The 25,098-nt window shown below is 72.8% G+C and carries 28 protein-coding genes, 2 pseudogenes and 1 riboswitch; of the genes and pseudogenes, 25 read left to right on the top strand and 5 right to left on the bottom strand.

Going from position 1 to position 25,098, the window contains the following annotated elements; translation table 11 throughout:
- The 6 genes and pseudogenes from ACIBTX_RS28135 to ACIBTX_RS28110 all read left to right on the top strand — a co-directional run.
- Positions 1 to 476, top strand: a pseudogene (locus ACIBTX_RS28135) (L-seryl-tRNA(Sec) selenium transferase); the annotation flags it as partial.
- Between the two features lie 2 nt (positions 477 to 478).
- Positions 479 to 2,233: a selenocysteine-specific translation elongation factor gene (gene selB / locus ACIBTX_RS28130; RefSeq protein WP_396833197.1), complete on the top strand. Its 1,755-nt coding sequence runs from the start codon at positions 479 to 481 to the stop codon at positions 2,231 to 2,233.
- A gap of 59 nt (positions 2,234 to 2,292) precedes the next feature.
- Positions 2,293 to 3,036, top strand: coding sequence for a hypothetical protein (locus tag ACIBTX_RS28125; protein WP_396833196.1), 744 nt, complete (start codon positions 2,293 to 2,295; stop codon positions 3,034 to 3,036).
- A gap of 39 nt (positions 3,037 to 3,075) precedes the next feature.
- Entirely contained in the window at positions 3,076 to 3,273 is a 198-nt protein-coding gene (locus ACIBTX_RS28120; protein WP_145781709.1) for a hypothetical protein, read from the top strand.
- 63 nt (positions 3,274 to 3,336) lie between these two features.
- Positions 3,337 to 4,614, top strand: coding sequence for a hemolysin family protein (locus ACIBTX_RS28115; RefSeq protein ID WP_357170184.1), 1,278 nt, complete (start codon positions 3,337 to 3,339; stop codon positions 4,612 to 4,614).
- A gap of 72 nt (positions 4,615 to 4,686) precedes the next feature.
- Complete coding sequence (locus tag ACIBTX_RS28110; protein ID WP_355244916.1) at positions 4,687 to 4,872, top strand: hypothetical protein; 186 nt, start codon at positions 4,687 to 4,689, stop codon at positions 4,870 to 4,872.
- Between the two features lie 5 nt (positions 4,873 to 4,877).
- Here ACIBTX_RS28110 and ACIBTX_RS28105 read toward each other — a convergent pair whose 3' ends face one another.
- Complete coding sequence (locus tag ACIBTX_RS28105; protein WP_357118794.1) at positions 4,878 to 5,528, bottom strand: hypothetical protein; 651 nt, start codon at positions 5,526 to 5,528, stop codon at positions 4,878 to 4,880.
- A 133-nt stretch (positions 5,529 to 5,661) separates the two neighbouring features.
- On the opposite strand from ACIBTX_RS28105, the gene ACIBTX_RS28100 reads away from it, so the two are divergent.
- A complete protein-coding gene (locus ACIBTX_RS28100; RefSeq protein WP_355051033.1) occupies positions 5,662 to 5,868 on the top strand; it encodes a hypothetical protein in 207 nt (68 codons plus the stop codon).
- Here ACIBTX_RS28100 and ACIBTX_RS28095 read toward each other — a convergent pair.
- The 3 genes from ACIBTX_RS28095 to ACIBTX_RS28085 all read right to left on the bottom strand — a co-directional run bounded on the left by ACIBTX_RS28095 (position 5,865) and on the right by ACIBTX_RS28085 (position 7,504).
- Positions 5,865 to 6,341 (bottom strand): hypothetical protein, encoded by a 477-nt coding sequence (locus tag ACIBTX_RS28095; RefSeq protein ID WP_357118790.1) that lies wholly within the window; start codon positions 6,339 to 6,341, stop codon positions 5,865 to 5,867. The two genes, ACIBTX_RS28100 and ACIBTX_RS28095, sit on opposite strands and share 4 nt — an antisense overlap.
- Positions 6,338 to 6,550 carry a phosphatidylethanolamine-binding protein gene (locus tag ACIBTX_RS28090; RefSeq protein WP_088948250.1) on the bottom strand — a complete coding sequence of 71 codons (213 nt, stop codon included), beginning with the start codon at positions 6,548 to 6,550 and terminating at the stop codon, positions 6,338 to 6,340. Before ACIBTX_RS28090 ends, ACIBTX_RS28095 begins: the two co-directional genes overlap by 4 nt.
- A gap of 72 nt (positions 6,551 to 6,622) precedes the next feature.
- Positions 6,623 to 7,504 (bottom strand): universal stress protein, encoded by an 882-nt coding sequence (locus ACIBTX_RS28085; RefSeq protein WP_357118786.1) that lies wholly within the window; start codon positions 7,502 to 7,504, stop codon positions 6,623 to 6,625.
- Between the two features lie 112 nt (positions 7,505 to 7,616).
- Here ACIBTX_RS28085 and ACIBTX_RS28080 point away from each other — a divergent pair, with 112 nt between their 5' ends.
- The 15 genes and pseudogenes from ACIBTX_RS28080 to ACIBTX_RS28010 all read left to right on the top strand — a co-directional run bounded on the left by ACIBTX_RS28080 (position 7,617) and on the right by ACIBTX_RS28010 (position 19,231).
- On the top strand, positions 7,617 to 8,363 hold the full coding sequence (locus ACIBTX_RS28080) for an SAM-dependent methyltransferase (protein ID WP_357118783.1): 747 nt from the start codon (positions 7,617 to 7,619) through the stop codon (positions 8,361 to 8,363).
- A 74-nt stretch (positions 8,364 to 8,437) separates the two neighbouring features.
- Positions 8,438 to 9,616, top strand: coding sequence for a PP2C family protein-serine/threonine phosphatase (locus ACIBTX_RS28075; RefSeq protein ID WP_357170180.1), 1,179 nt, complete (start codon positions 8,438 to 8,440; stop codon positions 9,614 to 9,616).
- 56 nt (positions 9,617 to 9,672) lie between these two features.
- The gene (locus ACIBTX_RS28070) at positions 9,673 to 10,140 is read left to right on the top strand and encodes a MarR family transcriptional regulator (protein WP_357119458.1); all 468 of its coding nucleotides are present in this window, start codon (positions 9,673 to 9,675) and stop codon (positions 10,138 to 10,140) included.
- Positions 10,141 to 10,421: 281 nt separating this feature from the next.
- Positions 10,422 to 11,054 carry a CDP-alcohol phosphatidyltransferase family protein gene (locus ACIBTX_RS28065; protein WP_357118777.1) on the top strand — a complete coding sequence of 211 codons (633 nt, stop codon included), beginning with the start codon at positions 10,422 to 10,424 and terminating at the stop codon, positions 11,052 to 11,054.
- On the top strand, positions 11,051 to 11,989 hold the full coding sequence (locus tag ACIBTX_RS28060; protein ID WP_357118774.1) for a DUF881 domain-containing protein: 939 nt from the start codon (positions 11,051 to 11,053) through the stop codon (positions 11,987 to 11,989). The genes ACIBTX_RS28065 and ACIBTX_RS28060 overlap by 4 nt, the downstream gene beginning before the upstream one ends.
- Positions 11,986 to 12,318: a small basic family protein gene (locus tag ACIBTX_RS28055; protein WP_355051040.1), complete on the top strand. Its 333-nt coding sequence runs from the start codon at positions 11,986 to 11,988 to the stop codon at positions 12,316 to 12,318. Before ACIBTX_RS28060 ends, ACIBTX_RS28055 begins: the two co-directional genes overlap by 4 nt.
- A gap of 11 nt (positions 12,319 to 12,329) precedes the next feature.
- Positions 12,330 to 13,326, top strand: a pseudogene (locus ACIBTX_RS28050) (DUF881 domain-containing protein).
- Between the two features lie 58 nt (positions 13,327 to 13,384).
- Entirely contained in the window at positions 13,385 to 13,765 is a 381-nt protein-coding gene (gene gcvH / locus ACIBTX_RS28045; RefSeq protein ID WP_357119455.1) for a glycine cleavage system protein GcvH, read from the top strand.
- A gap of 217 nt (positions 13,766 to 13,982) precedes the next feature.
- Complete coding sequence (locus ACIBTX_RS28040; RefSeq protein ID WP_007071101.1) at positions 13,983 to 14,435, top strand: FHA domain-containing protein; 453 nt, start codon at positions 13,983 to 13,985, stop codon at positions 14,433 to 14,435.
- A gap of 50 nt (positions 14,436 to 14,485) precedes the next feature.
- Entirely contained in the window at positions 14,486 to 15,187 is a 702-nt protein-coding gene (locus ACIBTX_RS28035) for a MerR family transcriptional regulator (RefSeq protein WP_357119452.1), read from the top strand.
- 181 nt (positions 15,188 to 15,368) lie between these two features.
- On the top strand, positions 15,369 to 15,833 hold the full coding sequence (locus tag ACIBTX_RS28030; RefSeq protein WP_007460347.1) for a bifunctional nuclease family protein: 465 nt from the start codon (positions 15,369 to 15,371) through the stop codon (positions 15,831 to 15,833).
- A gap of 192 nt (positions 15,834 to 16,025) precedes the next feature.
- The gene (locus ACIBTX_RS28025; RefSeq protein WP_355051042.1) at positions 16,026 to 16,607 is read left to right on the top strand and encodes a MerR family transcriptional regulator; all 582 of its coding nucleotides are present in this window, start codon (positions 16,026 to 16,028) and stop codon (positions 16,605 to 16,607) included.
- A gap of 364 nt (positions 16,608 to 16,971) precedes the next feature.
- Complete coding sequence (locus tag ACIBTX_RS28020) at positions 16,972 to 17,370, top strand: group 1 truncated hemoglobin (RefSeq protein WP_357170177.1); 399 nt, start codon at positions 16,972 to 16,974, stop codon at positions 17,368 to 17,370.
- Positions 17,371 to 17,372: 2 nt separating this feature from the next.
- Positions 17,373 to 18,539 (top strand): globin domain-containing protein, encoded by a 1,167-nt coding sequence (locus ACIBTX_RS28015; RefSeq protein ID WP_357118762.1) that lies wholly within the window; start codon positions 17,373 to 17,375, stop codon positions 18,537 to 18,539.
- Complete coding sequence (locus tag ACIBTX_RS28010; protein WP_357118759.1) at positions 18,536 to 19,231, top strand: DivIVA domain-containing protein; 696 nt, start codon at positions 18,536 to 18,538, stop codon at positions 19,229 to 19,231. Before ACIBTX_RS28015 ends, ACIBTX_RS28010 begins: the two co-directional genes overlap by 4 nt.
- Positions 19,232 to 19,282: 51 nt before the next feature.
- On the opposite strand, the gene ACIBTX_RS28005 is transcribed toward ACIBTX_RS28010, so the two are convergent.
- Positions 19,283 to 19,939: an NAD(P)-binding oxidoreductase gene (locus ACIBTX_RS28005; protein WP_357118756.1), complete on the bottom strand. Its 657-nt coding sequence runs from the start codon at positions 19,937 to 19,939 to the stop codon at positions 19,283 to 19,285.
- Positions 19,940 to 20,041: 102 nt separating this feature from the next.
- Between ACIBTX_RS28005 and ACIBTX_RS28000 the strand changes: the two genes are divergently transcribed.
- The 3 genes from ACIBTX_RS28000 to gcvP all read left to right on the top strand — a co-directional run bounded on the left by ACIBTX_RS28000 (position 20,042) and on the right by gcvP (position 25,043).
- Positions 20,042 to 21,097, top strand: a complete 1,056-nt coding sequence (locus tag ACIBTX_RS28000) for a MerR family transcriptional regulator (RefSeq protein WP_396833195.1) — start codon at positions 20,042 to 20,044, stop codon at positions 21,095 to 21,097.
- Between the two features lie 44 nt (positions 21,098 to 21,141).
- Positions 21,142 to 21,987 carry an NAD-dependent protein deacetylase gene (locus ACIBTX_RS27995; protein WP_357170168.1) on the top strand — a complete coding sequence of 282 codons (846 nt, stop codon included), beginning with the start codon at positions 21,142 to 21,144 and terminating at the stop codon, positions 21,985 to 21,987.
- A gap of 63 nt (positions 21,988 to 22,050) precedes the next feature.
- A riboswitch (glycine riboswitch) is annotated at positions 22,051 to 22,147 on the top strand.
- 73 nt (positions 22,148 to 22,220) lie between these two features.
- The gene (gcvP, locus tag ACIBTX_RS27990; protein ID WP_357170166.1) at positions 22,221 to 25,043 is read left to right on the top strand and encodes an aminomethyl-transferring glycine dehydrogenase; all 2,823 of its coding nucleotides are present in this window, start codon (positions 22,221 to 22,223) and stop codon (positions 25,041 to 25,043) included.
- Positions 25,044 to 25,098: the final 55 nt, after the last annotated feature.

Below are 25,098 nucleotides of genomic sequence, written 5' to 3'. Positions count from 1 at the left end.
GCGACAAACTGCTCGGCGGCCCGCAGGCCGGCCTGCTGCTCGGCGACGCCGCGCTCGTCGAACGCCTACGCCGCCACCCGCTGGCCCGCGCGCTGCGCGTCGACAAGCTCACCCTGGCGGCGTTGGCCGCCACGCTGCACCGGCCGGACACCCCGACGCGGACCGCGCTGCACGCCGATCCGGCCGTCCTACGTCGCCGGGTGGAGCTGCTACGCGACCGGCTCGGCGCGGACGGACGCAAGGCGGAGGTCGTGGAGGCGGTCGCCGTCGTCGGCGGTGGCGGCGCTCCCGGCGTCGAGCTGGAATCGTGGGCGCTGAGCCTGCCCGAACGGTACGCCGTCCCGCTGCGCACCGGAGACCAGCCGGTGCTGGGTCGGGTGGTGCGGGGCCGACTCCTGCTCGACCTGCGGTGCGTGCCCGTCGACGCCGACGACACGGTCCTGGCCGCGGTGCTGCGCGTACCCGGGGACGACTGAGCATGTTCGTCGTCGCCACCGCCGGGCACGTCGACCACGGCAAGTCGACCCTGGTCCGGGCGTTGACGGGGATGGAACCGGACCGGTGGGCCGAGGAACGCCGCCGGGGCATGACCATCGACCTGGGGTTCGCCTGGACGACGTTGCCGTCCGGCGGCACGATCGCCTTCGTCGACGTACCCGGGCACGAGCGGTTCGTGCCGAACATGCTCGCGGGGGTCGGTCCGGTGCCGGCCGCGCTGATCGTGGTCGCCGCCGACGAGGGGTGGATGCCGCAGTCCGCCGAGCACCTGGCCGCGCTCGACGCGCTCGGCGTCGGGTGCGGCCTGCTGGTGGTGACCCGCGCGGATCTCGCCGACCCGGGGCCGGCGACGGAGCGCGCCCGGGACGAGATCGCGGCGAGCAGCCTCGGCGCGGTGGAGACGGTGGCGGTCAGCGGGTTGACCGGCGCCGGGCTGCCCCAGTTGCGGGCCGCGCTGGACCGGCTCGTCGCGCGGCTGCCCGACCCCGTCGCGGACGCGCCCGTGCGTCTCTGGGTGGACCGCAGCTTCACCGTGCGGGGCAGCGGCACCGTCGTCACCGGAACGCTGGGCGCCGGTCGGCTGCGGGTCGGCGACACCCTGGAACTGGCCGGCGTCGACGAGCCGGTCCGGGTCCGCGGCCTGCACTGCCTGGGCGAGGCCCGAGCGGAGGCGTCGGCCGTGTCCCGGGTGGCGGTCAACCTGCGGGGTACGCCCCGCGACCGGCTCGGCCGCGGCGACGCGCTGCTCACCCCGGGGCGGTTCCACCGCACCGACCTTCTCGACGTGCGGCTCACCGGTGACCCCGCCGCCGACCTGCCGTCCACCCTCACCCTGCACGTGGGGTCGGCGGCCGTGCCGGCGCGGGTGCGGCCGCTCGGCGTGGACACCGTCCGGCTCCGGTTGGCCCGCCCGCTGCCGTTGCTGGTCGGCGACCGGGCGCTGCTGCGTGATCCCGGCCGTCATCGGGTTGCCGGTGGGGTACGGGTCCTCGACGTCGCGCCGCCGCCGCTGTCCCGCCGGGGCGCGGCGGCCGCCCGCGCGGCGGTCCTCGCCGAGCTGGACGGTCGCCCCGACCTGGCCGGCGAGCTGCGCCGCCGTCGCCTGGTCCGGGTCGGCGCGCTGCGGCGCATGGGTGTGCCGGTGCAGGCCACGCCGGTGGCCGCTGACTGGCTGGCCGATCCGGGGCACTGGCGGCAGCTCGGCGACCAGGTGACCGAGGAGGTCACCCGCTACGCCCGGGAGCACCCGTTGGAGGCGGGCATGCCGGTGGACGCGCTGCGGCAACGTCTCGCCCTGCCCGACCGGGCGCTGGTCGAGGCGCTGGTGCGTCCGCCGCTGCGGGTGCACGGTGGCCGGATCGGCACGGCCGCCGTCGACACCCTGCCCGAGCCGGTGGCGCGGGCCGTGCGGCGGGTGCGCGCCGAGTACGCCGACCGGCCGTTCCGCGCCCCGGAGGCGGACCGTCTCGTCGAACTGGGCCTGGGACCTCGGGAGATCGGCGCGGCGGTACGCGCCGGCGCGCTGCTGAGGCTGGCCGACACCGTGGTGCTGCTGCCCGACGCGCTCGACGCGGCGGTCACCGTCCTCGCCGGCCTGCCCCAGCCGTTCACCCTGTCGGCGGCCCGGCAGGCGCTGGACACCACCCGACGGGTGGCGGTGCCGCTGCTGGAACTGCTGGACCGCCGTGGCGCGACCCGTCGGCTGCCCGACGACGCGCGGGTCGTCGTCACCTGAGCGCGTCTCCGCGATGACCAGGGGTGGCCGGGGTTGCGGTGGGCTGTCAGGGTGGAGAGGTGGCCGAGCCGCTGCTGTCCCCGTCGCGGTCGTCACGTGACCGGTGGCGTGGTGTCGTCGCGGGCGCGATGCGCTGGGGATTGCCGCTGCTGTGGGTGCTGTGGGCTGCGCTGGCGTGGTGGGTGACCCCGCGCGAGGCGACGGCGGGCCAGCTCGACCGGGATCTGGCGGCGGGCCGTGTGGTGACCTTCCAGCGGGCGTCCGGCTGGGCCGACGACGACCTGTACTGGGGCAGCCGGCCGCACCTGCGCTACGACATGCGGGGCGCGATGATCGCGTGGAGCGTGCCGAGCGGTCGGGTGCGGTACGCCTTCGTCGACCCGCCCAACGCGCAGGCGCAGTCCCTCGTACCGGAGGCGACCGAGCGGCCCGACGGGTTGGACGCGCGGCTGGCCGCGTCGGCGCGCCCGTGGCAGGCCTCCGGCGTCGCCGCGCACCGGCTCGCTGACACCGCCGGGCTGCTCGCTGGCGCGGTGACCCTGATGTGGCTGCTCCGGCTGGTCGGTGGGGCCCCACCGACGGTCGGCACCCGGTGGTTCTGGTGGTGGATCGGCCTCCTCCCGTTCGGCGTGGGCGTGCTGGCCTGGTCGTACCGGGAAATCTGGCGACCGCCGCCGGTGCCGCCGCCCGCTCGCGGCTCGGGGTGGCGCGGCGTCGGTTGGCTGCTGCTCGCCGGGATCGGCATCGCCATGCTGGTGTCCGCCGCGCGGGCTCTGCTCGGTGCCGCCGTGGTGCCGGGCTAACCGGCCCCCAAACCGTCGGCGGTCACCTACGGTGACGCCATGGACCCTTCGGCGGTCTGGCGGGACCGGCAGCACCAGTGGCGGATCGAGGCGTACCGCGCCCCGGACCTGCGGTTCGCCATCTACGCGACGAACGGGCCCACCGAGTCGGTGCCGCTGTGGCTGTTCGGCATGACGGCGCTGGCCCGGTGGTTGATGACGCACTCCATCTCGCTGGACGACCTGGAGGTCGACTAAACGCACGCGGGAGCCGGCCGCGCTGCGGTTGAGTGACGGAAGGGCGGTCGACGGGGGTGCGTGGTGGGCGGTCAGCTCGGGCAGTTGGCGCTGGTCGCCGTCCTGGTGCTGGTCAACGCCGCGCTGTCCGGCAGCGAGATGGCGCTGGTGACGCTGCGCGAGGGGCAGTTGCGACGGTTGGGTCGGCGCAGCCGGGCCGGCGAGCGGCTGGTCCGGCTGTCCCGGGACCCGAACCGCTATCTGGCCACCATCCAGCTCGGCATCACCCTGGCCGGGTTCCTCGCCTCGGCGGCGGCCGCCGTGTCCCTCGCCCAGCCACTGGTCGGCCCGTTGGGTTTCCTCGGCGCGGCGGCCCGTCCGGCCGCGGTGCTGCTGGTGACGGTGGCCCTGACCTTCGTCACGCTGGTGATCGGCGAGTTGGCGCCGAAGCGGCTGGCGATGCAGCGCGCCGAGCGGTGGGCGCTGCTCAGCGCCGGCCCCCTGGACCTGCTCGCCCGGGTGTCCCGCCCGGCGGTGTGGCTGCTCAGCTCGACGACCGACGTGGTGGTCCGCCTCGCCGGCGGGAACCCACGGGCCAGCCGTGAGGAGATGACCGAGGAGGAGCTGCGGGAGATGCTGGCCACCCAGCGGGGACTGTCGGCGCAGCAGCGGGAGATCCTGACCGGCGCGTTCGACATCGCCGGTCGGACGCTGCGGGAGATCCTGGTGGCCCGCCGGGAGGTGACCACGTTGCCGGCCGACCTGCCCGCCGCCGAGGGGGTTCGTCTGCTCGGCGTCGCCGGCCGGTCCCGTGCGCCGGTCACCGGCCCGGGCGGCCTCGACGAGGTGGTCGGCGTGGTGCACATCCGCGACCTGGTCCGGGCCGAGGCCGGCACGGTGGGGGAGCGGGCCCGGCCGCCGCTACTGCTGCCGGTCACCGTGGCGGTCGCCGACGCGCTGCGCTGCCTGCGCCAGGAACACCAGCAGATGGCCCTCGTGGTGGACGAGCACGGTGGCATCGACGGCATCGTCACGCTGGAGGATCTGCTGGCCGAGGTCGTCGGCGAGCTGTACGACGAGACCGACCGCGACGTGCGCGGTGTGGTCCGGGAGTCGGACGGGTCGCTGCTGGTGCCCGGTGACTTTCCCCTGCACGATCTGCCCGACGTGGGGGTGCGGCTGAGCTTCCCGCTGTCCCGGGAGTACACGACGGTGGCGGGGCTGGTGCTGTCCCGGTTGCGGCACCTGCCGGGGACTCCCGGTGAGACGGTGCGGTTGCCCGGGTTGACCATCGAGGTGGTGGAGGTCGCCGACCGGGCGGTGCGCCGGGTACGGCTGCGAGGCTTCGTCGCCGAACAGTGACCGCACCCCCGAAAGAGGGACAAAACGCGTGAATAGTCACGGTGCGAAGGTGCCCCGCTTACGGTGCGGTACGTGAAGGACCGAGGGTTACGTACGTTCGTCACCGTCCTCGCCGGCCTCGCGGTGATCTATTTCGGCAGCACCGGCCGCAGCCCCGAGGAGGGCCGGGGCATCTCCGGCGGCGTCATCGTCCTGGCGCTGCTCGCCGCGCTGCTGGTGTGGCACCTGACCCGACCGGGGGACAAGACCGTCAAGTGAGCGGCTCAGCCGGCGGCGACACGGGCGACCTCACCGGCGGACTCCTCGCCGAGCGCCACCCGTACCAGCGCCGAGGCGAGCCGACCGAACTCCGGTTCGTCGACCAGGGACGCCAGCCGGTCCGGTGAGCCCGGCAGACCCAACCGCTTCGCGCCGGCGAGGGCCCGCCGGTCGGCGTACGGGCGCACGTCGGACCAGACCGTCTGCGCCTCGCGCAGGTAGATGTCCGCGCCGGTGGGTCCGATGCCGGGGAACTCGGTGAGCCGTCGACGCAGCCCCGCCGGGTCGCCCTGGGCATCGCGGTGCAGCCGACGCAGGTCGCCGTGCCACCGGTCCAGACACAGCCGGGCCCCGGTGCCCAGCATGGTGGCGGTGCGTTCGTCGTAGCGGCGGTAGTGACCACGCCCCAACGCGTCGACCCGCTGCTGCCAGCTCGCCGCCTCCATCGCCTGCGGTGTGCGGTAGCCGGCCGCGAACAACTCCCGCGCCGCGTCCACCGCGACGCAGGCCCGGATCCGGGTGCTCAACAGGGTGGCCAGCACCAGCAGCTGGTACAGCGGGCCGGGACGGTCGGCCAGCCGGATGCCGGCCTCCTCGGCGTACGTGTCGCCACGCCGGTCCAGCAGGACCCGCACCACCGCTCGATCGTCACCCACACCACGGGGGTACCCGCCGCACGCCCGGCTAGCCCTCCCGACGCCAGCCAGGACCGGAATGTGGCCGGATCCGACGGGTATGCGGCCGGTGGAGGCGGTCCATGCCGCCTGCCGTACCGGGAGGGAGACGCTCGTGGTGAACCCGCAGCAGGAGGAGTTCCGGCGTAACGCCAAGGGAGCGACCAGCCAGGACAGCAAGGGGCCCGGACCGTCGGGTCATCCGCTCAACCGTGGCTCGTCGCGGGGGGACGCCGGCCGGCCGGTGCCCAAGGGTCAGGTGTCGCCGTACGGCCCGGCGGGTGAGCCGGTCGCCGAGGACGACAGCGACACCCGCTCCTAACGACCGTGGCCTGACGGCCGTCGCAGCCTGTTCCAGGTGGCGGCGGCCGTCAGCCCGTACGCCAGGTGCGGGATGATGTCGGAGATCCAGTCCGAGCGCCGCCAGGTACGGGGATCGCTGATGCCCAGCGCCGTGATGGACCCGTCGGTCATCGCCATGACGCCGGCGCCGAGCACGCCGGTGGCCATCGGCAACGGCTGCCGTCGGCCCCCGGCGTAGAGCGCGAAGGCCATGCCGGCGGCGATGCCCAGCCCGTAACCGATCAGGGGGCCGAGCCCCGAGCGGCGGGTGGCCGCCCGGGGCTCCGGTCCCAGGTCCACGTGCGCGAGGTGGGCCAGCTTGTCGACGGTCTGCTCCGGCGTGCTGCTCGCCGGCCGCGCCCGCAGCGCGATGTCGAGGTAGCCGACCACGTTCAGCGCGGTGCTGCCGACCGCGCCGGCGATCGCGCCGTCGGCCAGGTCGACGCCCCTCACTTCGGGTCGCCCGGTTCGCGTTCGCTCTTGGGACCGTACGTGCGCTCACCGCGCACGACGCCCCGTTGGCCGCGATCCTCCTGCAGGATCCGGTTGGCGACCTGGTTGGCCTTGCCGTCGGGTACCCGACGTCCGGAGTCGTCGATCGCGTTGCGCAGGCGCGCCCGCTGCTTGTCGTACGCGTTGCTGCCCGGCCGTGGTCCTGGCATCTGCTGCCTCCTTCGTCGCCGTTGGCGTACCGCGGCCGTCTACCCGTTGGGCGGCGGACCAACCCCGGGGCGTCAGCGGGGACCGCGCACCACCTCGACCGGGCAACGCGCGTGGTGCAGCGCCGACTGGCTCACCGACCCCAGCAGCAACCCGGTCACCTCGCCGCGCCCCTGCCCCCCGACGACCAGCAGTTGCGCGTCAGCGGACGCCTCGGCGAGCACGGCGCTGGCGCGTTCCCGGGTCGCCCGGCACGTCAGGCGCAACCCCGGATGGCGGTCGGTCAGCCCGTGCAGCCAGCCGCCGAGCAGCCGCTCCTGTTCGTCGTGCAACCGCGCCTCGTCGTACACCAGGGGTTGCAGGTCGCCGGGACCGCTGCTGCCGGGGTGCCGGTAGGCGTGCACCGCGCGCAGCGGCACGCCGCGCGCCACCGCGGCCTCGGCGGCGACGTCGGCGGCGAGCAGCGACGCCGGTGAGCCGTCCAGCCCCACCACCACCGGGCCGTCGGGGCGTTGCTCGCCGCGGGCGACCAGCACCGGGCAGTCGGCGTACGCGCTGACCTGCACCGCTACCGAGCCGACGACGAGCCCGGAGAAGCCGCCCAGTCCCCGGTCGCCGAGCACGATGAGCGCGGCGGTCGGGGACTCGCCCACCAGCACCGCGGCGGCCTCGCCGTCGATGATCTCCCCGGAGACCGTCAGCCCGGGTGTGGTCGCCTCGGCCTCGGCCACGGCGGCGGCGACCAGCTCCTGTGCCCGCTCGCGCAGTCCGACGCCCGGCGGCGCGCCGGACGGAGGTGCCACGGGTACTCGTAGCAGCGGCCAGATGAAACCGTGCACCACCCGCAGCGGCCGGTGCCGGCGGACCGCCTCGGCGGCGGCCAGGCGCACGGCGCGCAGGGACGGCTGCGAGCCGTCCACGCCGACCACCACCGCCGCGCTGTTCGCCGCGTTCACCGCCCACCCCCCGCCGGGCCAGTATCGCGGGCGTGGCGGCGCGGCGGAGCGATACCGCCGCTCGGGCACCGGTCGGTACGCTGGCGACGACCCGAGGGGAGGAGCGCCGTCGATGGGTGAACCGGACGAGCCGAGCACCGCTCGCATGATCGACTACTGGCTCGGTGGGGAGCACCACTTCGGCGTCGACGTGGCCGCCGCGACCGCTTTCGAGCAGGCGTACGGGCCGTGCGCGCCGGTCTTCGCGGAGCTGCGGGCGTTTCTCGGCCGGGCGGTCCGGGCGATCGTCGAGCAGGGCGTGGACGGGTTCCTGGTCTTCGGGGCGGGGGTGCCCACGATGGGCAACGTGCACGAGGTCGCTCCCGAGGCCAGCGTGCTCTACACCGACGTCGATCCGGTGACCATCCGGCTGGGTCAGCGGATCCTCGCCGGCAGCGACCGGGCGGGCTACGGCTACGGCGACGCCACCGACATCGGTACCATCGACCCGGCCCAACTGCACCGCTTCGTACCCGGGTGGGGGCGACGGCCGGTGGGGCTGGTCTTCCTCGGGCTCGCCGCGTTCCTCGACGACGACACGCTGAGGCGCACCCTCGACGAGTTGTACGCGGCGGCGGCGCCGGGCAGCCTGCTGGCCGTGGACTTCGACACCGAGGAGCTGGCCGCCCACCCGCAGGCGTTGGCGATGATGGGGCCGGCGTTCCGGATGCGACCCGCGGCGGCGTTCGCGCCGCTGCTGGGCCGGTGGACGCCGACGTCGGACGGAATCGTCCCGGTCAACCGCTGGCGGCCCGCCGGCGTGCCGGTCGACGTGCCGGACGCCTTCCACGGTGTCCTGGCGACGCGCGGCGCCGACTGACCCGCGACGACGGGTTGTCCGGGGTCTCCGTATGATGCTTGCCCTGTAGCAAGTTTTTGGAGGGACGACCAAGCATGGTGGACGCGCCGGACGGGGTGTCGCGCGCGCTACGCGAAGCCGCGCCCGACCAGTTGGCGGAGGCGGCGGACCGGGCGATCCGGGCGGCGTTGGGCGCGGTGCGCACCGACGTGTTCGTCGCCGACTACCGGATCAGCGGGCTCTGGCCCGTGCTGGACCCGGACCTGCCGGCGGCCGGAGCCCTGGCCGGGCACACCGTGGCGCAGCGCTGCTTCTCCAGCCAGCAGCCGGTGCGCGACGGTCTCGAGGACGGGGCCTGCCGGCTCTACCTGCCCCTGACGGTGTGGGGGGAGCGCCTCGGCGTGCTGCTCATCGAGCTGCCGACCGTGCCCGGCCCGGCGGTCACCGGCCGTGCCACCGACATCGCCGGTGACCTGGCGGTGGCGATGCGGGCCGCGGACCGGGAGACCGACCGGTACCGCCGGGCCCGTCGTCGGGAGCGGCTCAGCATGGCCGCCGAGATGCAGTGGGACCTGCTACCCGGGCGCAGCGTGGCACACCGCTGCTTCCACCTGGCCGGGCAGTTGGAACCGGCGTACACCGTCGGTGGAGACCACTTTGACTGGTCGTTGGACGGGGAACGGCTGACGTTGACGGTGCTCAACGGCGAGGGCAACGGCCTGGCCGCGTCGCTGCTGACGGCGGTGACCGTCAACGCCATGCGCAACGCCCGCCGCTCCGACGGCGGCCTCGTGGAGCAGGCGGAGTTGGCCTCGGACACGGTCTACTACCAGCACCGGGGCCGTCGACACGTGGCCACGTTGCTGCTGGAGCTGGACATCGCCACCGGGCGGGTACGGGCGGTCGACGCCGGTTCGCCGCACCTGCTGCGGATGCGCGGCGCGACCGTCGAGCCGATGACGCTGGATCAGCAGTTGCCGCTGGGCATGTTCGCCGAGACCCGCTACGAGGTGCAGGAGTTCCAGCTCGCGCCGGGTGACCGGGTCTTCGTGGTCAGCGACGGGGTGTGGGCGGCCGAGCCGGCGGGGCGGGAGCCGTACGGGCAGCGGATGTTGGCTCGTTCGCTGCGCGCCACTCGGTTGCAGCCGGCGACCGAGGCGGTTGGTACGGTGATGCGCGAACTACACGCCTACCACGCGGATTCCGATTTGCGCGACGACGCCGTCGTCGTCTGCCTCGACTGGCATGGTCCGCGTGGGCGGGATGGCGGATGAGAGTCGCCGCCACCGTCCCGGGCGGGCACCAGCGCGACGACGGCAGGGGACATCGGGTGGAGCGACCGGCGGATCTCGCCGCGGCGATCAACGCGGCCGCAGAGACGCTGATCGCCGTGCTCGACTCGGCGGCGTCACGGCATCAGGTGCCCCCCACGCAGTTGCGGGTGCTGATGCTGATCAGTGGCCGTCCGGAGACCAATGTCAACGGGCTGGCGGAGCTGCTGGACGTGGTGCCCTCCTCGGCCAGCCGACTGTGCGACCGGTTGGAGGCGACCGGCCTGCTGCGTCGCGTGGCGGATCCGCGGGACCGGCGGGAGGTGCGGTTGGTGCCCACCGCCGCCGCGTTGACGCTGTTGCGGGAGTTGGCGGAGCGGCGCCAGCGCGCGGTGCAGGCCGTGCTGGACAGGATGCCGCCCCGGACGCAGCACGACCTGTTGGCGTCCCTGTTGGCGTTCGGCCGCGCGGCGACGCAGACGGTGCCGGAGCAGCAGGCCGACCAGGCAGCGGTCCAGACGGCCTGACACGTTCCACTAGTATCCTAGGACGCTCTGGCGGTGGTGATCCACACCACACCGCCACACCACCGCGCCGACAGCGCACGGCGGCCGGGCCGTCGACGAGAGCCCGATATAGTGGCAGCGCACTTAACCGGCCCGCGATCTCGGTGATCGCGGGCCGTATCAGGGCAGAGGTCCCGTCCCGGGGCCGCAGGGGAGCCGGTGGTTGCCGGCCCGACAGCGCGTACGACCTCCGCCGCGCCCGATCTCGGCCCGGCGTCGGGGCGTGCCGTGAAGGAGGTTCGGTGTCGCGTCGGCCGGCTCAGGCAGAGCACCCGCGGGACACCGGCGAGCAGACGCCCGGCGACCAGGTGCTCACCCTGCCCAACCTGATCAGCTTCGGGCGGCTGCTGGGCGTACCCCTGTTCCTCTATCTCTTCCTGGTCTCCCGGGCGGACGTCGCGGCGGTGGTGGTGCTGGCCATCGGCGGCACCACCGACTGGGTCGACGGTTGGATCGCCCGCCGACTGCGGCAGGTGAGCCGGCTCGGTGAGCTGCTCGACCCGCTCGCCGACCGGCTCTACATCCTCGCCACGTTGCTGGCCTTCACCGCCCGGGGGGTGGTGCCGTGGCAGTTCACGGCGGCGCTGCTGGCCCGGGAGCTGCTGCTGCTCGGTTCGCTGGCGGTGCTGCGCCGCTTCGGGTACGGGCCGCCGCCGGTGCACTACGTGGGCAAGACCGCCACGTTCCTGCTGCTCGCGGCGTTCCCGGTGCTGCTGCTGGCCACCGAGTGGAGCGCGGCGGCGACGGCCACGGCCGCGATCGGCTGGGGATTGGCCTGGTGGGGGCTGGTGCTCTACTGGGTGGCCGGCGCGATGTACGTGGTGCAGGCGTCGCGGTTGGTGCGCGGGGCGCGTGGCCGGGACGCGGCCGCGTGAGCGCGACGCCGCCGACGCCGCGGCCCCGCCCGGATCGGGTGTACGCGCCGGACTTCCTCACCGAGTTGTTCCGTAACCCGCTGGACCCGGGGTACGCGGACGCGGCCGCCGCGCGCCGGCGGGGGTCGTCTCCGGACGCGCCCCGGGGCTGGGCGGCGCGGTCGGTCGGCCTGGTCGTGGTGGTGGTGCTGGGTTTCCTGTTCGCGGTGGCGTACCGCCAGACGATGGCGGACGAGCCGGGGCGCGCCCAGGCGCGCTCGGGGCTGGTGGCGCAGATCAAGGAGCGGGAGAGTCAGACCGACCGGTTGTCGGCGCGGGCGGACCAGCTGCGTGAGGAGGTCAGCCGGCAGCGGGACGCGGCGTTGAGCGGTTCGGCCGCGGCGCGTCTGCGGGACCTGGAGGCGAGCACCGGGCTGGGTCGGGTGCGGGGTGACGGTGTGGTGGTGCGCCTGGCGGACGCTCCGGGGAACGCGGATGCGGTGACCGGTGCGGGCGCGGGGCCGCCGCGGGTGCTGTACAGCGACCTGCAGGGTGTGGCGAACGCGTTGTGGAGTGCCGGCGCGGAGGCGATCGCGATCAACGGCCAGCGGTTGACGTCGACGTCGACGATCCGTTCGGCGGGTGAGGCGATCCTGGTGGATTTCCGGCCGGTGACGGGGCCGTACGAGGTGTCGGCGACGGGTCCGGGGTCGATGCGGCGCAAGTTCGAGGACAGTCGGAACGCGGCGCTGATGCGGGAGGTCGCGCAGAAGACCGGGTTGTCGTTCGGTGTGCGGGAGGCGGAGGACCTCACCCTGCCGGCGGCGCCGGAGCCGCAGCTACGCTACGCCAAGCCGTCGGTCAGTCCGAGCCCTTCGGGGTCGGGTGGCCGGTCTGGCAGTCCTGGGTCGTCGGGTTCGCCGGGGACCGCTAGTCCTTCCGGAGGTGGCGGATGATCGCGGTGCTGGCGTTGCTCGCCGGTGTGGTGCTCGGGGTGTGGCTTGATCCCACGGTGCCGTCGGCGTTGCAGCCGTACCTGCCGATCGCGGTGGTGGCCGCGTTGGACGCGGTGTTCGGTGGGGTGCGGGCGAAGTTGGACCGCATCTTCGACGACAAGCAGTTCGTGGTGTCGTTCATCTCGAACGTGCTGGTGGCGGGCCTGATCGTGTATCTGGGTGACCAGTTGGGCGTGGGTGGGCAGTTGTCCACCGGTGTGGTGGTCGTGCTGGGTGTGCGGATCTTCGGAAATGTGGCGGCGATCCGTCGGCACCTGTTCCGGGCGTAGGTTTGACAGCGATGAGCGACGAGCAGGATGAGACGGGGACGGGCTGGCCGCAGCCGGTGGTGCCGGGGCGGCCCGGTGGGCCGGCGGGTGAGCCGGATCCGCGGCCGGATGCGCCGGATCCGGACGAGTTGAGTCCGTTGGCGCCGCGCGGGCCGGTGTCGGAGCCGCAGCCGGACGACGCGGAGCCGGAGGTGGTGCCGGCCGATGACGGGGCGACGGTGGACCTGCGCGCGGTGTCGCGGGCGGGGGAGCCGGCGGTGTCGTCGGACGAGCCGGACGTGCCGCCGGCCGCGCCCGCGGTGACCGGTCGGTCGCGGTGGAGCGCGGCCGGGGTGATGATCGCGGTGTTGTTGGCGTTGCTGGGGTTCACGCTGGTCGTGCAGTTGAAGACGACGTCGACGGATCCGACGTTGGGGGCGACGCGTCAGGAGGACCTGGTGCGGATCCTGTCGGATCTGGACGCGCGGGAGAGTCGCCTGCAGCAGGACATCCGGGCGTTGGAGGACAGTCAGCGGCAGTTGGCCTCGGGTGAGCAGGGTCGGCAGGCGGCGTTGGACGAGGCGACGCGTCGGGCGGACGAGCTGGGGATTCTGGCGGGTACGTTGCCGGCGGTGGGCCCGGGGCTGACGGTGCAGTTCTCCAGTGGGGTGAAGCCGATCACGGCGAACCGGGTGTTGGACGCGGTGCAGGAGTTGCGGGGCGCGGGCGCGGAGGCGATGCAGATCTCCGGTGGTGACCGGGCGACGGTGCGGGTGATCGCGTCGACGTACTTCCTGGATGGGGAGAACGGGTCGCTGATGGTGGAGGGGCGTCGGTTGACGGGTCCGTACACGATCACGGTGATCGGTGATCCGGCGACGATGCGTACGGCGTTGAACATTCCTGGTGGGGTGGTGGCGTCGGTCCGGGGTGACGGCGGTAACGTGACGTTTGGGGAGCGTGAGGTTGCCGAGGTTTCGGCGCTGCACGTGCCGACCAAGTAGGAAACACGCCCGTCCGGTCTCCTGACCGGCGCGGCCGCGCCGGGCCCGGGTGGTCCGGGGCACGATGGATGAGGACGCGTCTGGTGATTCCCGAGGATCTGCGATACACCGCCGAGCATGAGTGGGTGGCGGGTGACGGTACCGGTTCGATCCGGGTCGGCATCACGCACTTCGCGCAGGACGCGTTGGGTGACATCGTGTACGTGCAGTTGCCGGAGGCGGGTGCGGTCGTGGCGGCCGGTGACTCGTTGGGTGAGATCGAGTCGACCAAGAGCGTGTCGGAGATCTACGCGCCGGTCGCGGGTACGGTGGCCGCGCGGAACGAGGCGCTGGGCGACACTCCTGAGCTGATCAACACGGATCCGTACGGTGCGGGTTGGTTGGTGGAGATCACGCCGGCTGATCCGACGGCGACCGACGGGTTGCTCACGGCGGGCGCGTATCAGAAGATCACCGAAGGCTGAGTGTGCTTGATCCGGCGTGCGGGATGTCTGCGCGCGTCCGGTTGCCCTGCATTTCGGCGCTGGCTAGGCTCGCCCAGTCGACCGAGAAGAACCCATTAGTTGTGCGTTGTGGAATTGCCTTCCCGGGCACGGGGAGCCAGCCGCCGGGTGTTGGAGTGCCCGGCGGCCAGACCCGCCATTACCCGACGCCGACCGAACAGATCCGTGAGGTGGTCCCATGACGCGCCCAGACGACGAGTTCCCCCCGCTCGACGTCACCTCGACGCTCAATCTCGGCTCGCTCGACGAAGTGCTGGAGGGGCCGGACACCGATGTGGTGCCGAGCCGGATGTCCGGTTCGTTGCCGCCGGGTATGGCGCTGCTGGTGGTTCGTCGCGGTCCGAATGCGGGTGCCCGGTTCCTGTTGGACCACGACGTGACGACCAGTGGCCGGCATCCGGACAGTGACATCTTCCTCGATGACGTGACGGTGTCGCGTCGGCACGCGGAGTTCCACCGTGATGGTGGGACGTTCACGGTGCGGGACGTGGGTAGCCTCAATGGCACGTACGTGAATCGTGAGCGGGTCGAGGCGGCCACGTTGAGCAATGGTGACGAGGTTCAGATCGGTAAGTTCCGGGTGGTGTTCATCGCCGGTCCGCGCCCGGAGGAGGAGGCCGGCCGGGGGTGAACGAGCCTGCGGCCTCCACGCCACCCGGGGCGGCCCGGTCCCAGCCGCTGATGAGCATCGGTGAGGTGCTGGGTCAGTTGCGGGTGGATTTCCCGGACACCACGATTTCGAAGTTGCGGTTCCTCGAGGCCGAAGGGCTGGTTGAGCCGCAGCGGACGGCGTCGGGTTACCGGAAGTACAGCTGGGACGATGTGGCGCGGTTGCGGTTCGTGTTGACCGCGCAGCGGGACAGGTACCTGCCGTTGCGGGTGATCCGTGAGCAGTTGGCCGAGTGGGATTCGTCCGGTGAGCAGCCGGAGCGGTCGCGGCCGGCGTTGGTGGCGGTGGGGCCTGATGGTGCGGTTCCGGGTCGGGAGTCGGCGGAGCCGGCCGAGTCGTCGCAGGTGCGGCTCGGCCGGGCTGAGTTGGTGGCCCGCAGTGGGGTCGACGAGTCGACGCTTGTGGAGTTGGAGCGGCTCGGTGTGCTGGTGTCGGATCCGCCGGGGTGGTATGACGCGGATGCGTTGATCATCGCGTCGGCGGTGGCGGGTCTGGCGGCGTACGGGTTGGAGCCGCGGCATCTGCGGGGTTATCGGACTGCGGCCGATCGTGAGGTCGGGTTGTTCGCGCAGTTGGTGGCGCCGTTGGCGCGGCAGAGTGACCCGGCGGCGCGGGCGCGGGCGGCGGAGACGGCGCGGGAGTTGGTGGCGTTGTCGGAGCAGTTGCACGCGGCGTTGGTGCGGGTGGGGTTGCGGTCGACGTTGGGTCGGTGAGGTGCCCGGCAGGTGCGGCGGAGCGGAAAGATCTCTTCTCTGAAGCGTGCCGTAGGCTTGCCGGGGTAACCCCTTTCTGGCGCGGACGTGGTGCTGTAGCGCATGGGACGGCCGTGTTGCGGTCCGTGTACCGTGCAGGGAAGGGCGCGGTGCGTAGGTTGACGACGACACGGAGGCGGCGGTGCGCGAGCTGAGCGTGGTCGGAGTTCGGGTGGAGCTGCCCAGCAACCAGCCGATCGTCCTGCTCAGGGAGGTCGAGGGCGACCGCTATCTGCCGATCTGGATCGGTGCGGTCGAGGCCACGGCTATCGCTTATGAGCAGCAGGGGGTCAAGCCGGCCCGCCCGTTGACGCATGATCTTTTGCGGGATGTGTTGGCGGCGTTGCAGGCGCCGTTGCAGGCGGTGGAGATCACCGAGCTCAAGGAGAACGTGTTCTACGCCGACTTGTTGATCGGTGACGGGGTGCGGGTTTCGGCGCGTCCGAGCGATTCGATCGCGTTGGCGTTGCGGGTTGGTGCGCCGATTCGTTGTGCCGAGCAGGTCCTCAGCGAGGCGGGGATCGTTATCCCTGATGAGCAGGAGGATGAGGTGGAGAAGTTCCGCGAGTTCCTGGAGCAGGTGCGTCCGGAGGACTTCGCGGGCTGAGCGGTTCGGGTGCCCGGCTGGTGTCACGGTGGGTGACGCTGGCGCGCGGTTGGTGATCTTTCTCGGTGGCTGCGCGGCGTGTCGCGCCGGTTCCTCCGCGGTAACCCCTGAAGGTGGCGTTAGGGTTGCCGTGTCGAGGGGTGCGCGTCGCAGGAAACGATGCGTCGCCGCACTGACGGGGAGGTTGTCCGCATGCACGAGCCGCAGGATCCCGATCCGGGTACACAGGTGAACGAGCCGGGTGTGACGCCTGAGGGTGACGGCTCGGTGGGCTACCGAGGTGTGACGGCGTGCCACGCGGTGGGCATCAGTTATCGGCAGTTGGATTACTGGGCTCGGACGACGTTGGTGGTGCCGAGCGTCCGGGACGCGTCGGGTTCGGGGACCCAGCGGTTGTACTCGTTCCGCGATCTGGTGGTGTTGAAGGTCGTGAAGCGGTTGTTGGATGCGGGGGTGTCCCTGCAGAACATCCGTAAGGCGATCGAGGCGCTGCGGTCGCGTGGTGTGGAGGATCTCGCGGGTATCACGCTGATCTCTGACGGGACGACGGTGTACGAGTGCCGGTCCCCGGAGGAGGTGGTCGACCTGTTGCAGGGTGGGCAGGGCGTGTTCGGGATCGCGATCGGTGGGGCCTTCAAGGAGATCCAGGGGTCGTTGTCGCATCTGCCGGCGGAGCCGGCGGCGAGCGGCCCGGCGGAGCCGGTGGTGGGGTCCTCGTCGGATCCGGTGGGGGACGAGTTGGCGGCGCGGCGGGCGCGGCGGCGCGCGGGCTGAGTAGCGCTGCGCGTCTGTCGGTGCGCGGTCCGTTGGTGTGGGTGACTTTTTTGGGCACGCCCGGCTGGTGACTGTGGGTCAGGGCGGTCGACGTTGGGTGGCTGTTCCCCGGTCGATGAATCCATGGTGGACACTGTCTGTGGTGCTCCGGTTGCGCTGGGTGGAATCTCGGGTGGACCGTGGTGACGGTGCGTGTCCACCAGTTGTCGGGAATCGGATAGGGGGGCCCTGACCGGAGGTTGCGGGCACGCTATGGTCCGTCACGGTCCCCGCCGTGGTGCCCCGTGGCACGCGGGTGTCGCGTCGGTGACCGTAGCCCCTGCGCGTCACCGCGCGCGACCTTTCACCCCCGGAAGGAACGACCGTGACGGTTACGGAAGAGACCGCTGCCGCCTCGCACTATGACCGCATCGGCGGCGCGAGTTCGGTGAAGGCGGCCGTCGAACTGTTCTACGACAAGGTCCTCGCCGATCCCGAGCTGGCGGGCTATTTCGCCACTGTGGACATGCCGACGCAGCGTCGACACCTGGCGTTGATGTTGGCGGTGGTGTTGGGCGGCCCGAACGAGTACGCGGGTCGCGGTTTGGCCGAGACGCACCAGCCGCTGGGCATCCCGGCGGAGCACTACGCGAAGGTGGGCGTGCACCTGATCACGACGCTGACGGAGTTGGGTGTGCCGGCCGACGTCCTGGACCACGTGCGCGTGGTGCTGGGGCAGGTGCAGGACCAGGTGGTGTCCACCGGAGAGCGTCCGGGCGTCTGAGCGTGGACGCGGCCCGACTCAAGCAGAGTTGGTCCCTCGTCGCCGCGCACGGCGACGAGGTGCCGCTCTACTTCTATTCGACGTTGTTCCTGGCCCATCCCGAGACGCGGCAGATGTTCCCGACGAACATGGCGGGGCAGCGGGATCGCCTCGTCACCGCGTTGGGGCACATCGTGTCGCATGTGGACCAGGTCGATCGGCTGGTGGGTTTCCTGCAGGACCTCGGCGCGGACCACCGGAAGTTCGCGGTGCGCGCGGAGCACTACCCGGCGGTCGGTGAGGCGTTGCTGGCGACGTTGCAGCATTTCCTGGCCGAGCAGTGGACCGACGAGCTGGCTCAGGACTGGGCGGGCGCGTACGGGTTGGTCGCGCAGGTGATGACGGAGGCGGCGCAGGCGGCCGAGGCGGTGAACCCGCCGTGGTGGGTGGCGGAGATCGTGGCCCACGAGCGGCGGGCGTTCGACGTCGCGGTGTTGACGGTGCGTCCGCAGTACCTGTTGCCGTTCACTCCGGGTCAGTCGATCGGGGTGTCGCATCCGTCGGTGCGGTCGTGGCGGTACTACTCGCCGGCGAACGCGCCGCGCGCGGACGGCACGTTGGAGTTGCATGTGCGGGCCGCTCCGGGTGGCGCGGTGTCGTCGCGGCTGGTGTACGGCTCGGCGGTGGGTGACCGTGTCAATCTGGCCGCGCCGGTGGGGGAGCGGTTGGCGTTGTGGTCGGCGGGTTCCAGTGACCTGTTGTTGTTGACCTCGGGCACCGGTTGGGCGCCGATGAAGGCGTTGGTGGAGCAGATCGCCGCGGAGGGCTCCCGTCGGCGGGTGGACCTGTATGTGGGTGCGCGGTCGCGCAGCGAGTTCTACGACAGCGACGCGATCGACAAGATGGCGTCGTCGTTCCCGTGGTTGACGGTGACGTACGTGGTGGGCGCGGACGTGAACCGGCCGGGTGAGTTCGTGCAGGCGGTGGACCGGGCGTTGGCCGATGGTGACTGGCGTTCGCGGCACGTGTACGTGTGCGGGTCCGACGAGATGGTGTCGCATGCGGCGCAGACGTTGGCGCGGGCGGGTTACCACGAGGGTCAGGTGCATCACGAGGGTCTGGGCAAGCAGTGGTACGGCCCGGCGTGGCGTACGGCGGTCCAGCAGTCGAGTTCAGGGGGTGACCAATGAGCGCGAGCCCGATCAGCCGGTACGACGGGATTCAGGTGTCCGGCGGTGTGCAGGTGCGGATGACCTCCGACCGGGTTCGGCGGTGGGAGTTCGGTACGGCGCCGTTCGCGCGCCGGGGCTATGACCACGCGGACGTGGACCGGTTCCGGGTGCAGGTCGCCGACGAGTTGGATCTGTTGGCGACGCAGATCGCGCATCTGCGGGCGGAGAACGAGCGGCTGACCGATCGGGTGGAGTTGCACCGCCACGGGGTGATCCCGAGCGCGGGGGCGGCGGCGAAGGTGCCGGCGGCCAAGGAGGTGAACCTGCTGTCGGCGGCGCAGCGGGAGGCGGAGCAGATCATCGCGCAGGCGCACGACTACGCGCGGCGGGTCGCGGAGTACGCCCGGGTGCAGTACGAGAGTTACATGCGGGCGGCGGCGGAGGAGGCGAAGCAGGAGGCCGAGCGTGCGGTGGCGGAGTACCGCAGTTCGGCCGGGTCGAGCTTCGACGACTCGGTGGCGACCCGGGAGGCGTTGCGGATCTTCGGCGAGATGATGGTGTCGCACATGCAGGCGGCGGCGCGGCACCTGGACGACGGCAGTGAGCAGTTGGTGCGCACGATGGACCGGATCGCGAAGGAGACGCCGGGGGCGCCTTTCGTGGGTGGCGCGGCCGGGCAGACGGCGTTGCCGCGTCACCACCAGCGCTGAACACCTGGCGGGTGGGGCCTTACGTGTGAGGCCCCACCCCCGGGTTGAGGTTCAGGTGGTGGCGGCGTGGATCGCGTCGGCGATCGGGGTGGGTCCGTCGACGAGTTCCAGGGTCGCCCCGGCGGTGCGGGGTTCGTCCAGGAGCGCGGCGAGGACGAGGGCGACGTCGGCGCGGCTGATGGCGCCCCGGCCGGCGTGTGGGGTGAGGGTGACGTGCCCGGTGGGTTCGTCGTCGGTGAGCCGGCCGGGGCGCAGGATCGTCCAGGCCAGGTCGCGGGCGCGCAGGTCGTCCTCGGCGGCGCGTTTGGCGCGCAGGTAGGCGGCCCACACGTCGTCGGTGCCGGCGGCGGGCGGCCGGTCCACGCCCATCGAGGAGACCAGCAGGTAGCGGTGGACTCCGGCGCGGGTGGCGGCGTCGGCGAGCAGCGCGGCGGCGGCCCGGTCGACGGTGTCCTTGCGGGCGGCGCCGCTGCCGGGGCCGGCGCCGGCGGCGAAGATGACCGCGTCGGCGTCGTGCAGGTGCGCGGCGACCTCGTCGACGTCGGCGTGTTCCAGGTCGCAGAGGACCGGGGTGGCGCCTACGGCGCGCAGGTCGTCGACGTGGTCGGGGTTGCGGATCAGGCCGACGGCGGCGTCACCGCGCCCGGTGAGGTGCCGCTGCACGAGCAGGGCGATCTTGCCGTGGCCTCCGGCGATGACGACACGCATGTGACCAACCTACCGGCACCCGCCGGGCTTGACCTTGACCTGTGGGCAACCCCCAGTGTGGGGTGCGCCGGTCACGGTGACCGGTGCGAGGAGGAACCCGACGTGGGGTTGCTGACGATCGGGGCGTTCGCCCGGGCGGCGGGTCTGACGCCGAAGGCGTTGCGCCTGTACGGCCGGGTGGGGGTGCTGGTGCCCGCGGCGGTGGACGCGGAGTCCGGGTACCGGCTCTACGACCCGCGGCAGGTGCCGCTGGCCCGGCTGGTGGCTCAGCTGCGTCGTATCGGCATGCCGCTGGCGCAGATCCGCACCGTGTGTGCTCTGGAGCCGGCGGCGGCGGCCGAGGTGGTCACCGCGTACTGGCGGCGGGTGTCGGTCGACACCGCTGCCCGCGCGCGGCTCGCCGCCCTCCTCGTGCGGGACCTGTCCGAGGGGAGCACCACCATGTCGTCGATGAGTGTCCGTTACGCCACCGGCTGTGAGACCGGGATCGCCCGCGACAGCAACGAGGACGCCGCGTACGCCAACGAGCGGTTGCTCGCCGTCGCCGACGGTGTGCGGGGGCCCGGCGGCGCTGCCGCCAGCGCCGCCGCCATCGACGCGCTCGCGTCGCTGGACCTCACCAACGTGTCGGCGGTGGAGGTGGTGACGGCGCTGGCCGGCGCGGTCACCGACGCCGACCGGGCCGTGCGGGGGCTGGCGACCGACGAGCACCAGCCGGCGACGACGCTGACCGCGCTGCTGCGCAGCGGCACCCACCTGGCGTTGGCGCACGTCGGGGACACCCGGGCGTACCTGCTGCGCGACGGCGAGCTGTCGGTGTTGACCCGGGACCACACGTGGGTGCAGGCGCAGGTGGATCAGGGCAGGCTCGACCCTGCCGAGGCGGGCGCGCACCCCCAGCGGGCGTTGCTGGTGCGCGCGCTCGGCGGCGGTCGGCAGGTGGAGGCCGATCTGGCGTTGCGGGTGGCGGTGCCCGGTGACCGGTACCTGCTGTGCTCCGACGGGCTGTGGGCGGTCGTCGACCGGGCCGCCCTGGCCTCGACGGTGGGCGCGGGAGCCGACCCGGAGCGCACGGTGCGGGAGCTGATGGCCGCCGCGCGGGCCGCGGGCGCGCCCGACAACATCGCCTGTGTCGTCGCCGACGTCGTCGCGGGGTAGGCGGGTGCTCGGCATCGGGGGGTGCGCTGAGGCAGCATGAAGGGGTGACGACGAGTGTGCAGGAACTGGCCGCGCTGGTGGCCGGCGGTCAGGTGGTCGTGCTCAGCGGGGCGGGCCTGTCCACCGAGTCGGGTATCCCGGACTATCGGGGGCCCAGCGGGGTGGCCCGCCGGCACACCCCGATGACGTTCCAGGCGTTCACCCGGGACGCGGTGGCGCGGCGGCGGTACTGGGCGCGCAGCCACCTGGGGTGGCGGTTGATCGCGCGGGCGACGCCGAACGCGGGGCATCGGGCGGTGGCGCGGTTGCAGGACGCCGGCCTGGTCGACGCGGTGATCACGCAGAACGTGGACGGGTTGCACGGCGCGGCGGGCAGCGGGCGGGTGGTGGAGCTGCACGGGCGCCTGGACGAGGTGACGTGCCTGGACTGCGGCAACCTGACCTCGCGCGAGGAGGTGGACCGGCGGCTGCGCGAGGCGAACCCGGACTTCGTGGCCCGGGTCGCCGCGGTCAACCCGGACGGTGATGTTGATCTCCCGGACGAGCAGGTGGCGGGGTTCCGGCCGGTGGACTGCGGGATCTGCGGGACGGGGATGCTGAAACCGGACGTGGTGTTCTTCGGCGAGACGGTGCCGCCGCAGCGGGTGGCGCGGTGTTTCGCGCTGGTGGAGCAGGCCCGGGCGGTGGTGGTGCTGGGGTCGTCGTTGACGGTCATGTCGGGCCGGCGGTTCGTGATCCGGGCCGCGAAGCAGGGCATTCCGGTAGCGATCGTCAACCAGGGTCCGACCCGGGGTGACGGGTACGCCACGGTGCGCGTCGACGCGCCGCTGGGGGAGGTGCTGCCGGTGCTCGCCGAGCGGGTGACCGGCGCGTCGGCGGTGCCGGTGTGACAGCCGCCGCGGGGTAGGACATCTGCTGGAAACACCGGCGCTGGTAGCGTTGACCATGCCGGTACCACCCACGTGGGAGAGACCGCCTCGACAGCAGGGGCGGCGCCGAAGGGGCAAATCCTCCCCGGAACCTCTCAGGCAAAAGGACCTCGTGGGCAGGCACTGTGGAGCGCTCCGGTGGGGTGTGACAGAGGGGGAGGCCGACCCGTCGACCTCGCCCGGGAGCGCCCCTGATGTCCGTAGAGCAGTTCGCCACCCGTCACATCGGCCCCGGCCCCGACGACGAGCGCCGCATGTTGGAGGTCGTCGGGCACGACTCCATCGACGAGCTGATGGACGCCGCGATCCCCGAGGTGATCCGCTGGCACGGCACCCTCGACCTGCCGGACGCCGCCACCGAGGCCGAGGCCATCGCCGAGCTGCGGGCCCTGGCGGCCCGCAACACCGTCGCCGTGTCCATGATCGGCCTGGGCTACCACGGCACGCACACCCCGGCGGTGATCCGCCGCAACGTGCTCGAAGACCCGGCCTGGTACACGGCGTACACGCCGTACCAGCCGGAGATCAGCCAGGGCCGGCTCGAGGCGCTGCTGAACTTTCAGACGATGGTCACCGACCTGACCGGCCTGGCCACCGCGAACGCCTCCATGCTCGACGAGGGCACCGCCGCGGCCGAGGCCATGACCCTCGCCCGCCGCGCCTCCAAGAGCAAGAGCGGGGTGTACGTCGTCGACGCCGACGCCCTGCCGCAGACCATCGCGGTGATCACCAGCCGGGCGGTGCCGCTCGGCATCGACGTGCGGGTCGTCGACGTCGCGCGTGACGAGCTGCCGGCCGAGTTCTTCGGCCTGCACCTGCAGTACCCGGGGGCGTCCGGCGCGGTCCGTGACCACGCCGCCCTGGTGCAGGCGGCGCACGCCGCCGGCGCCCTCGTGACGGTCGCGGCGGACCTGTTGGCGTTGACGCTGCTGCGGGCACCGGGGGAGATCGGCGCGGACATCGCCGCCGGCACCACCCAGCGCTTCGGCGTACCCATGGGCTTCGGTGGGCCGCACGCCGGCTACCTGGCGGTGCGCGCGGGCCTGGAGCGGATGCTGCCCGGACGCCTGGTCGGGGTGTCCCGCGACGCGGCCGGCAACCCGGCGTACCGGCTGGCGTTGCAGACCCGCGAGCAGCACATCCGGCGGGAGAAGGCCACCAGCAACATCTGCACCGCGCAGGTGCTGCTCGCGGTGATGGCCGGCATGTACGCCGTCTACCACGGCCCGCACGGGCTGCGGGACATCGCGGCGCGTACCCACGCCATGGCGGCGCGGCTCGCGGCCGGGCTGCGCGCCGGCGGCGTGGACGTCGCGGACGTCGCGTTCTTCGACACCGTCACCGCGACGGTGCCCGGCGGCGCGGCGCGGGTCGTCGCGGCCGCCGCCGAGCGGGGCGTGAACCTGCGCCTGGTCGACGCCGACCGGGTCGGGATGTCCTGCGACGAGACGACCACCGACGCGCACCTGCGGCAGGTGTGGGCGGCGTTCGGCGTGCCCGCGTTCGACGGTGACGTCGACGCGGCCCTGCCGGGCGACCTGGCCCGCACGACCGACTTCCTGACCCACCCGGTGTTCCGCAGCCACCACTCGGAGACGGCGATGCTGCGCTACCTGCGGCGGCTGTCGGACTTCGACTACGCCCTGGACCGGGGCATGATCCCGCTGGGCTCGTGCACGATGAAGCTGAACGCGACCACCGAGATGGAGCCGGTGAGCTGGGCGGAGTTCGCCAACATCCACCCGTTCGCGCCGGACGACCAGACCGTCGGCTACCGGGAGATGATCGGCCAGTTGGAGTCGTGGCTGGCCGAGGTGACCGGCTACGACGCGGTGAGCGTGCAGCCCAACGCCGGGTCGCAGGGTGAGCTGGCCGGTCTGCTGGCCATCCGCTCGTACCACGCGTCACGCGGCGAGTCGCACCGCGACGTGTGCCTCATCCCGTCGTCGGCGCACGGCACGAACGCCGCCAGCGCCGTGATGGCCGGCATGCGGGTCGTCGTGGTGGCCTGCGACGACGACGGCAACGTCGACCTCGTCGACCTCGACGCGAAGATCGACAAGCACCGGGACGCGCTCGCCGCGATCATGGTGACGTACCCGTCGACGCACGGCGTGTACGAGACGGGCATCGCGTCGCTGTGCGCGAAGGTCCACGACGCCGGCGGCCAGGTGTACGTCGACGGGGCGAACCTCAACGCCCTCGTCGGGTACGCCAAGCCCGGCCGGTTCGGCGCGGACGTGTCGCACCTCAACCTGCACAAGACGTTCTGCATCCCGCACGGCGGCGGCGGCCCCGGCGTCGGCCCGGTGGCGGTCCGCGCGCACCTCGCGCCGTTCCTGCCCGGCGACCCCCTGGGCGCCCACGTCGACGCCACCCCGGCGATCTCGGCGGCCAAGTACGGGTCCGCGGGCATCCTGCCGATCCCGTGGGCGTACCTGCGGATGATGGGCGCCGAGGGGCTGACCCGGGCCACCGGCGTGGCGGTCCTCGCCGCGAACTACGTGGCCGCGCGGCTGCGCGAGCACTACCCGGTGCTGTACGCCGGCAACAAGGGCCTGGTCGCCCACGAGTGCATCCTCGACCTGCGGCCGCTGACGAAGGCGACCGGCGTGAGCGTCGACGACGTGGCGAAGCGCCTCATCGACTACGGCTTCCACGCGCCGACGATGTCGTTCCCGGTGGCCGGGACGCTGATGGTGGAGCCGACCGAGAGTGAGGACCTCACCGAGCTGGACCGGTTCTGCGACGCGATGATCGCGATCCGCGCCGAGATCGAGCAGGTCGGCTCGGGGCAGTGGCCGGCGGGGGACAACCCCCTGGCGAACGCCCCGCACACCGCGCCGATGGTCAGCGGCGACGAGTGGCCGCACCCGTACCCGCGGTCGGTGGGCGCGTACCCGGCCGGGGTGGACCGGGCCGGGAAGTACTGGCCGCCGGTACGGCGCATCGACGGCGCGTACGGCGACCGGAACCTGGTCTGCTCGTGCCCGTCGCCGGAGGCGTTCGAGGACTGACGACGGGCGTGCCGGGGCGGGCGGTATCGGGCCGCCCCGGCAGCCGCTGTGCGAT

Origin of the sequence: Micromonospora sp. NPDC049359 (assembly GCF_044466585.1) — a bacterium.
GTDB lineage: Bacteria > Actinomycetota > Actinomycetes > Mycobacteriales > Micromonosporaceae > Micromonospora.
This window is presented reverse-complemented; position numbering and strand designations above follow the sequence as displayed.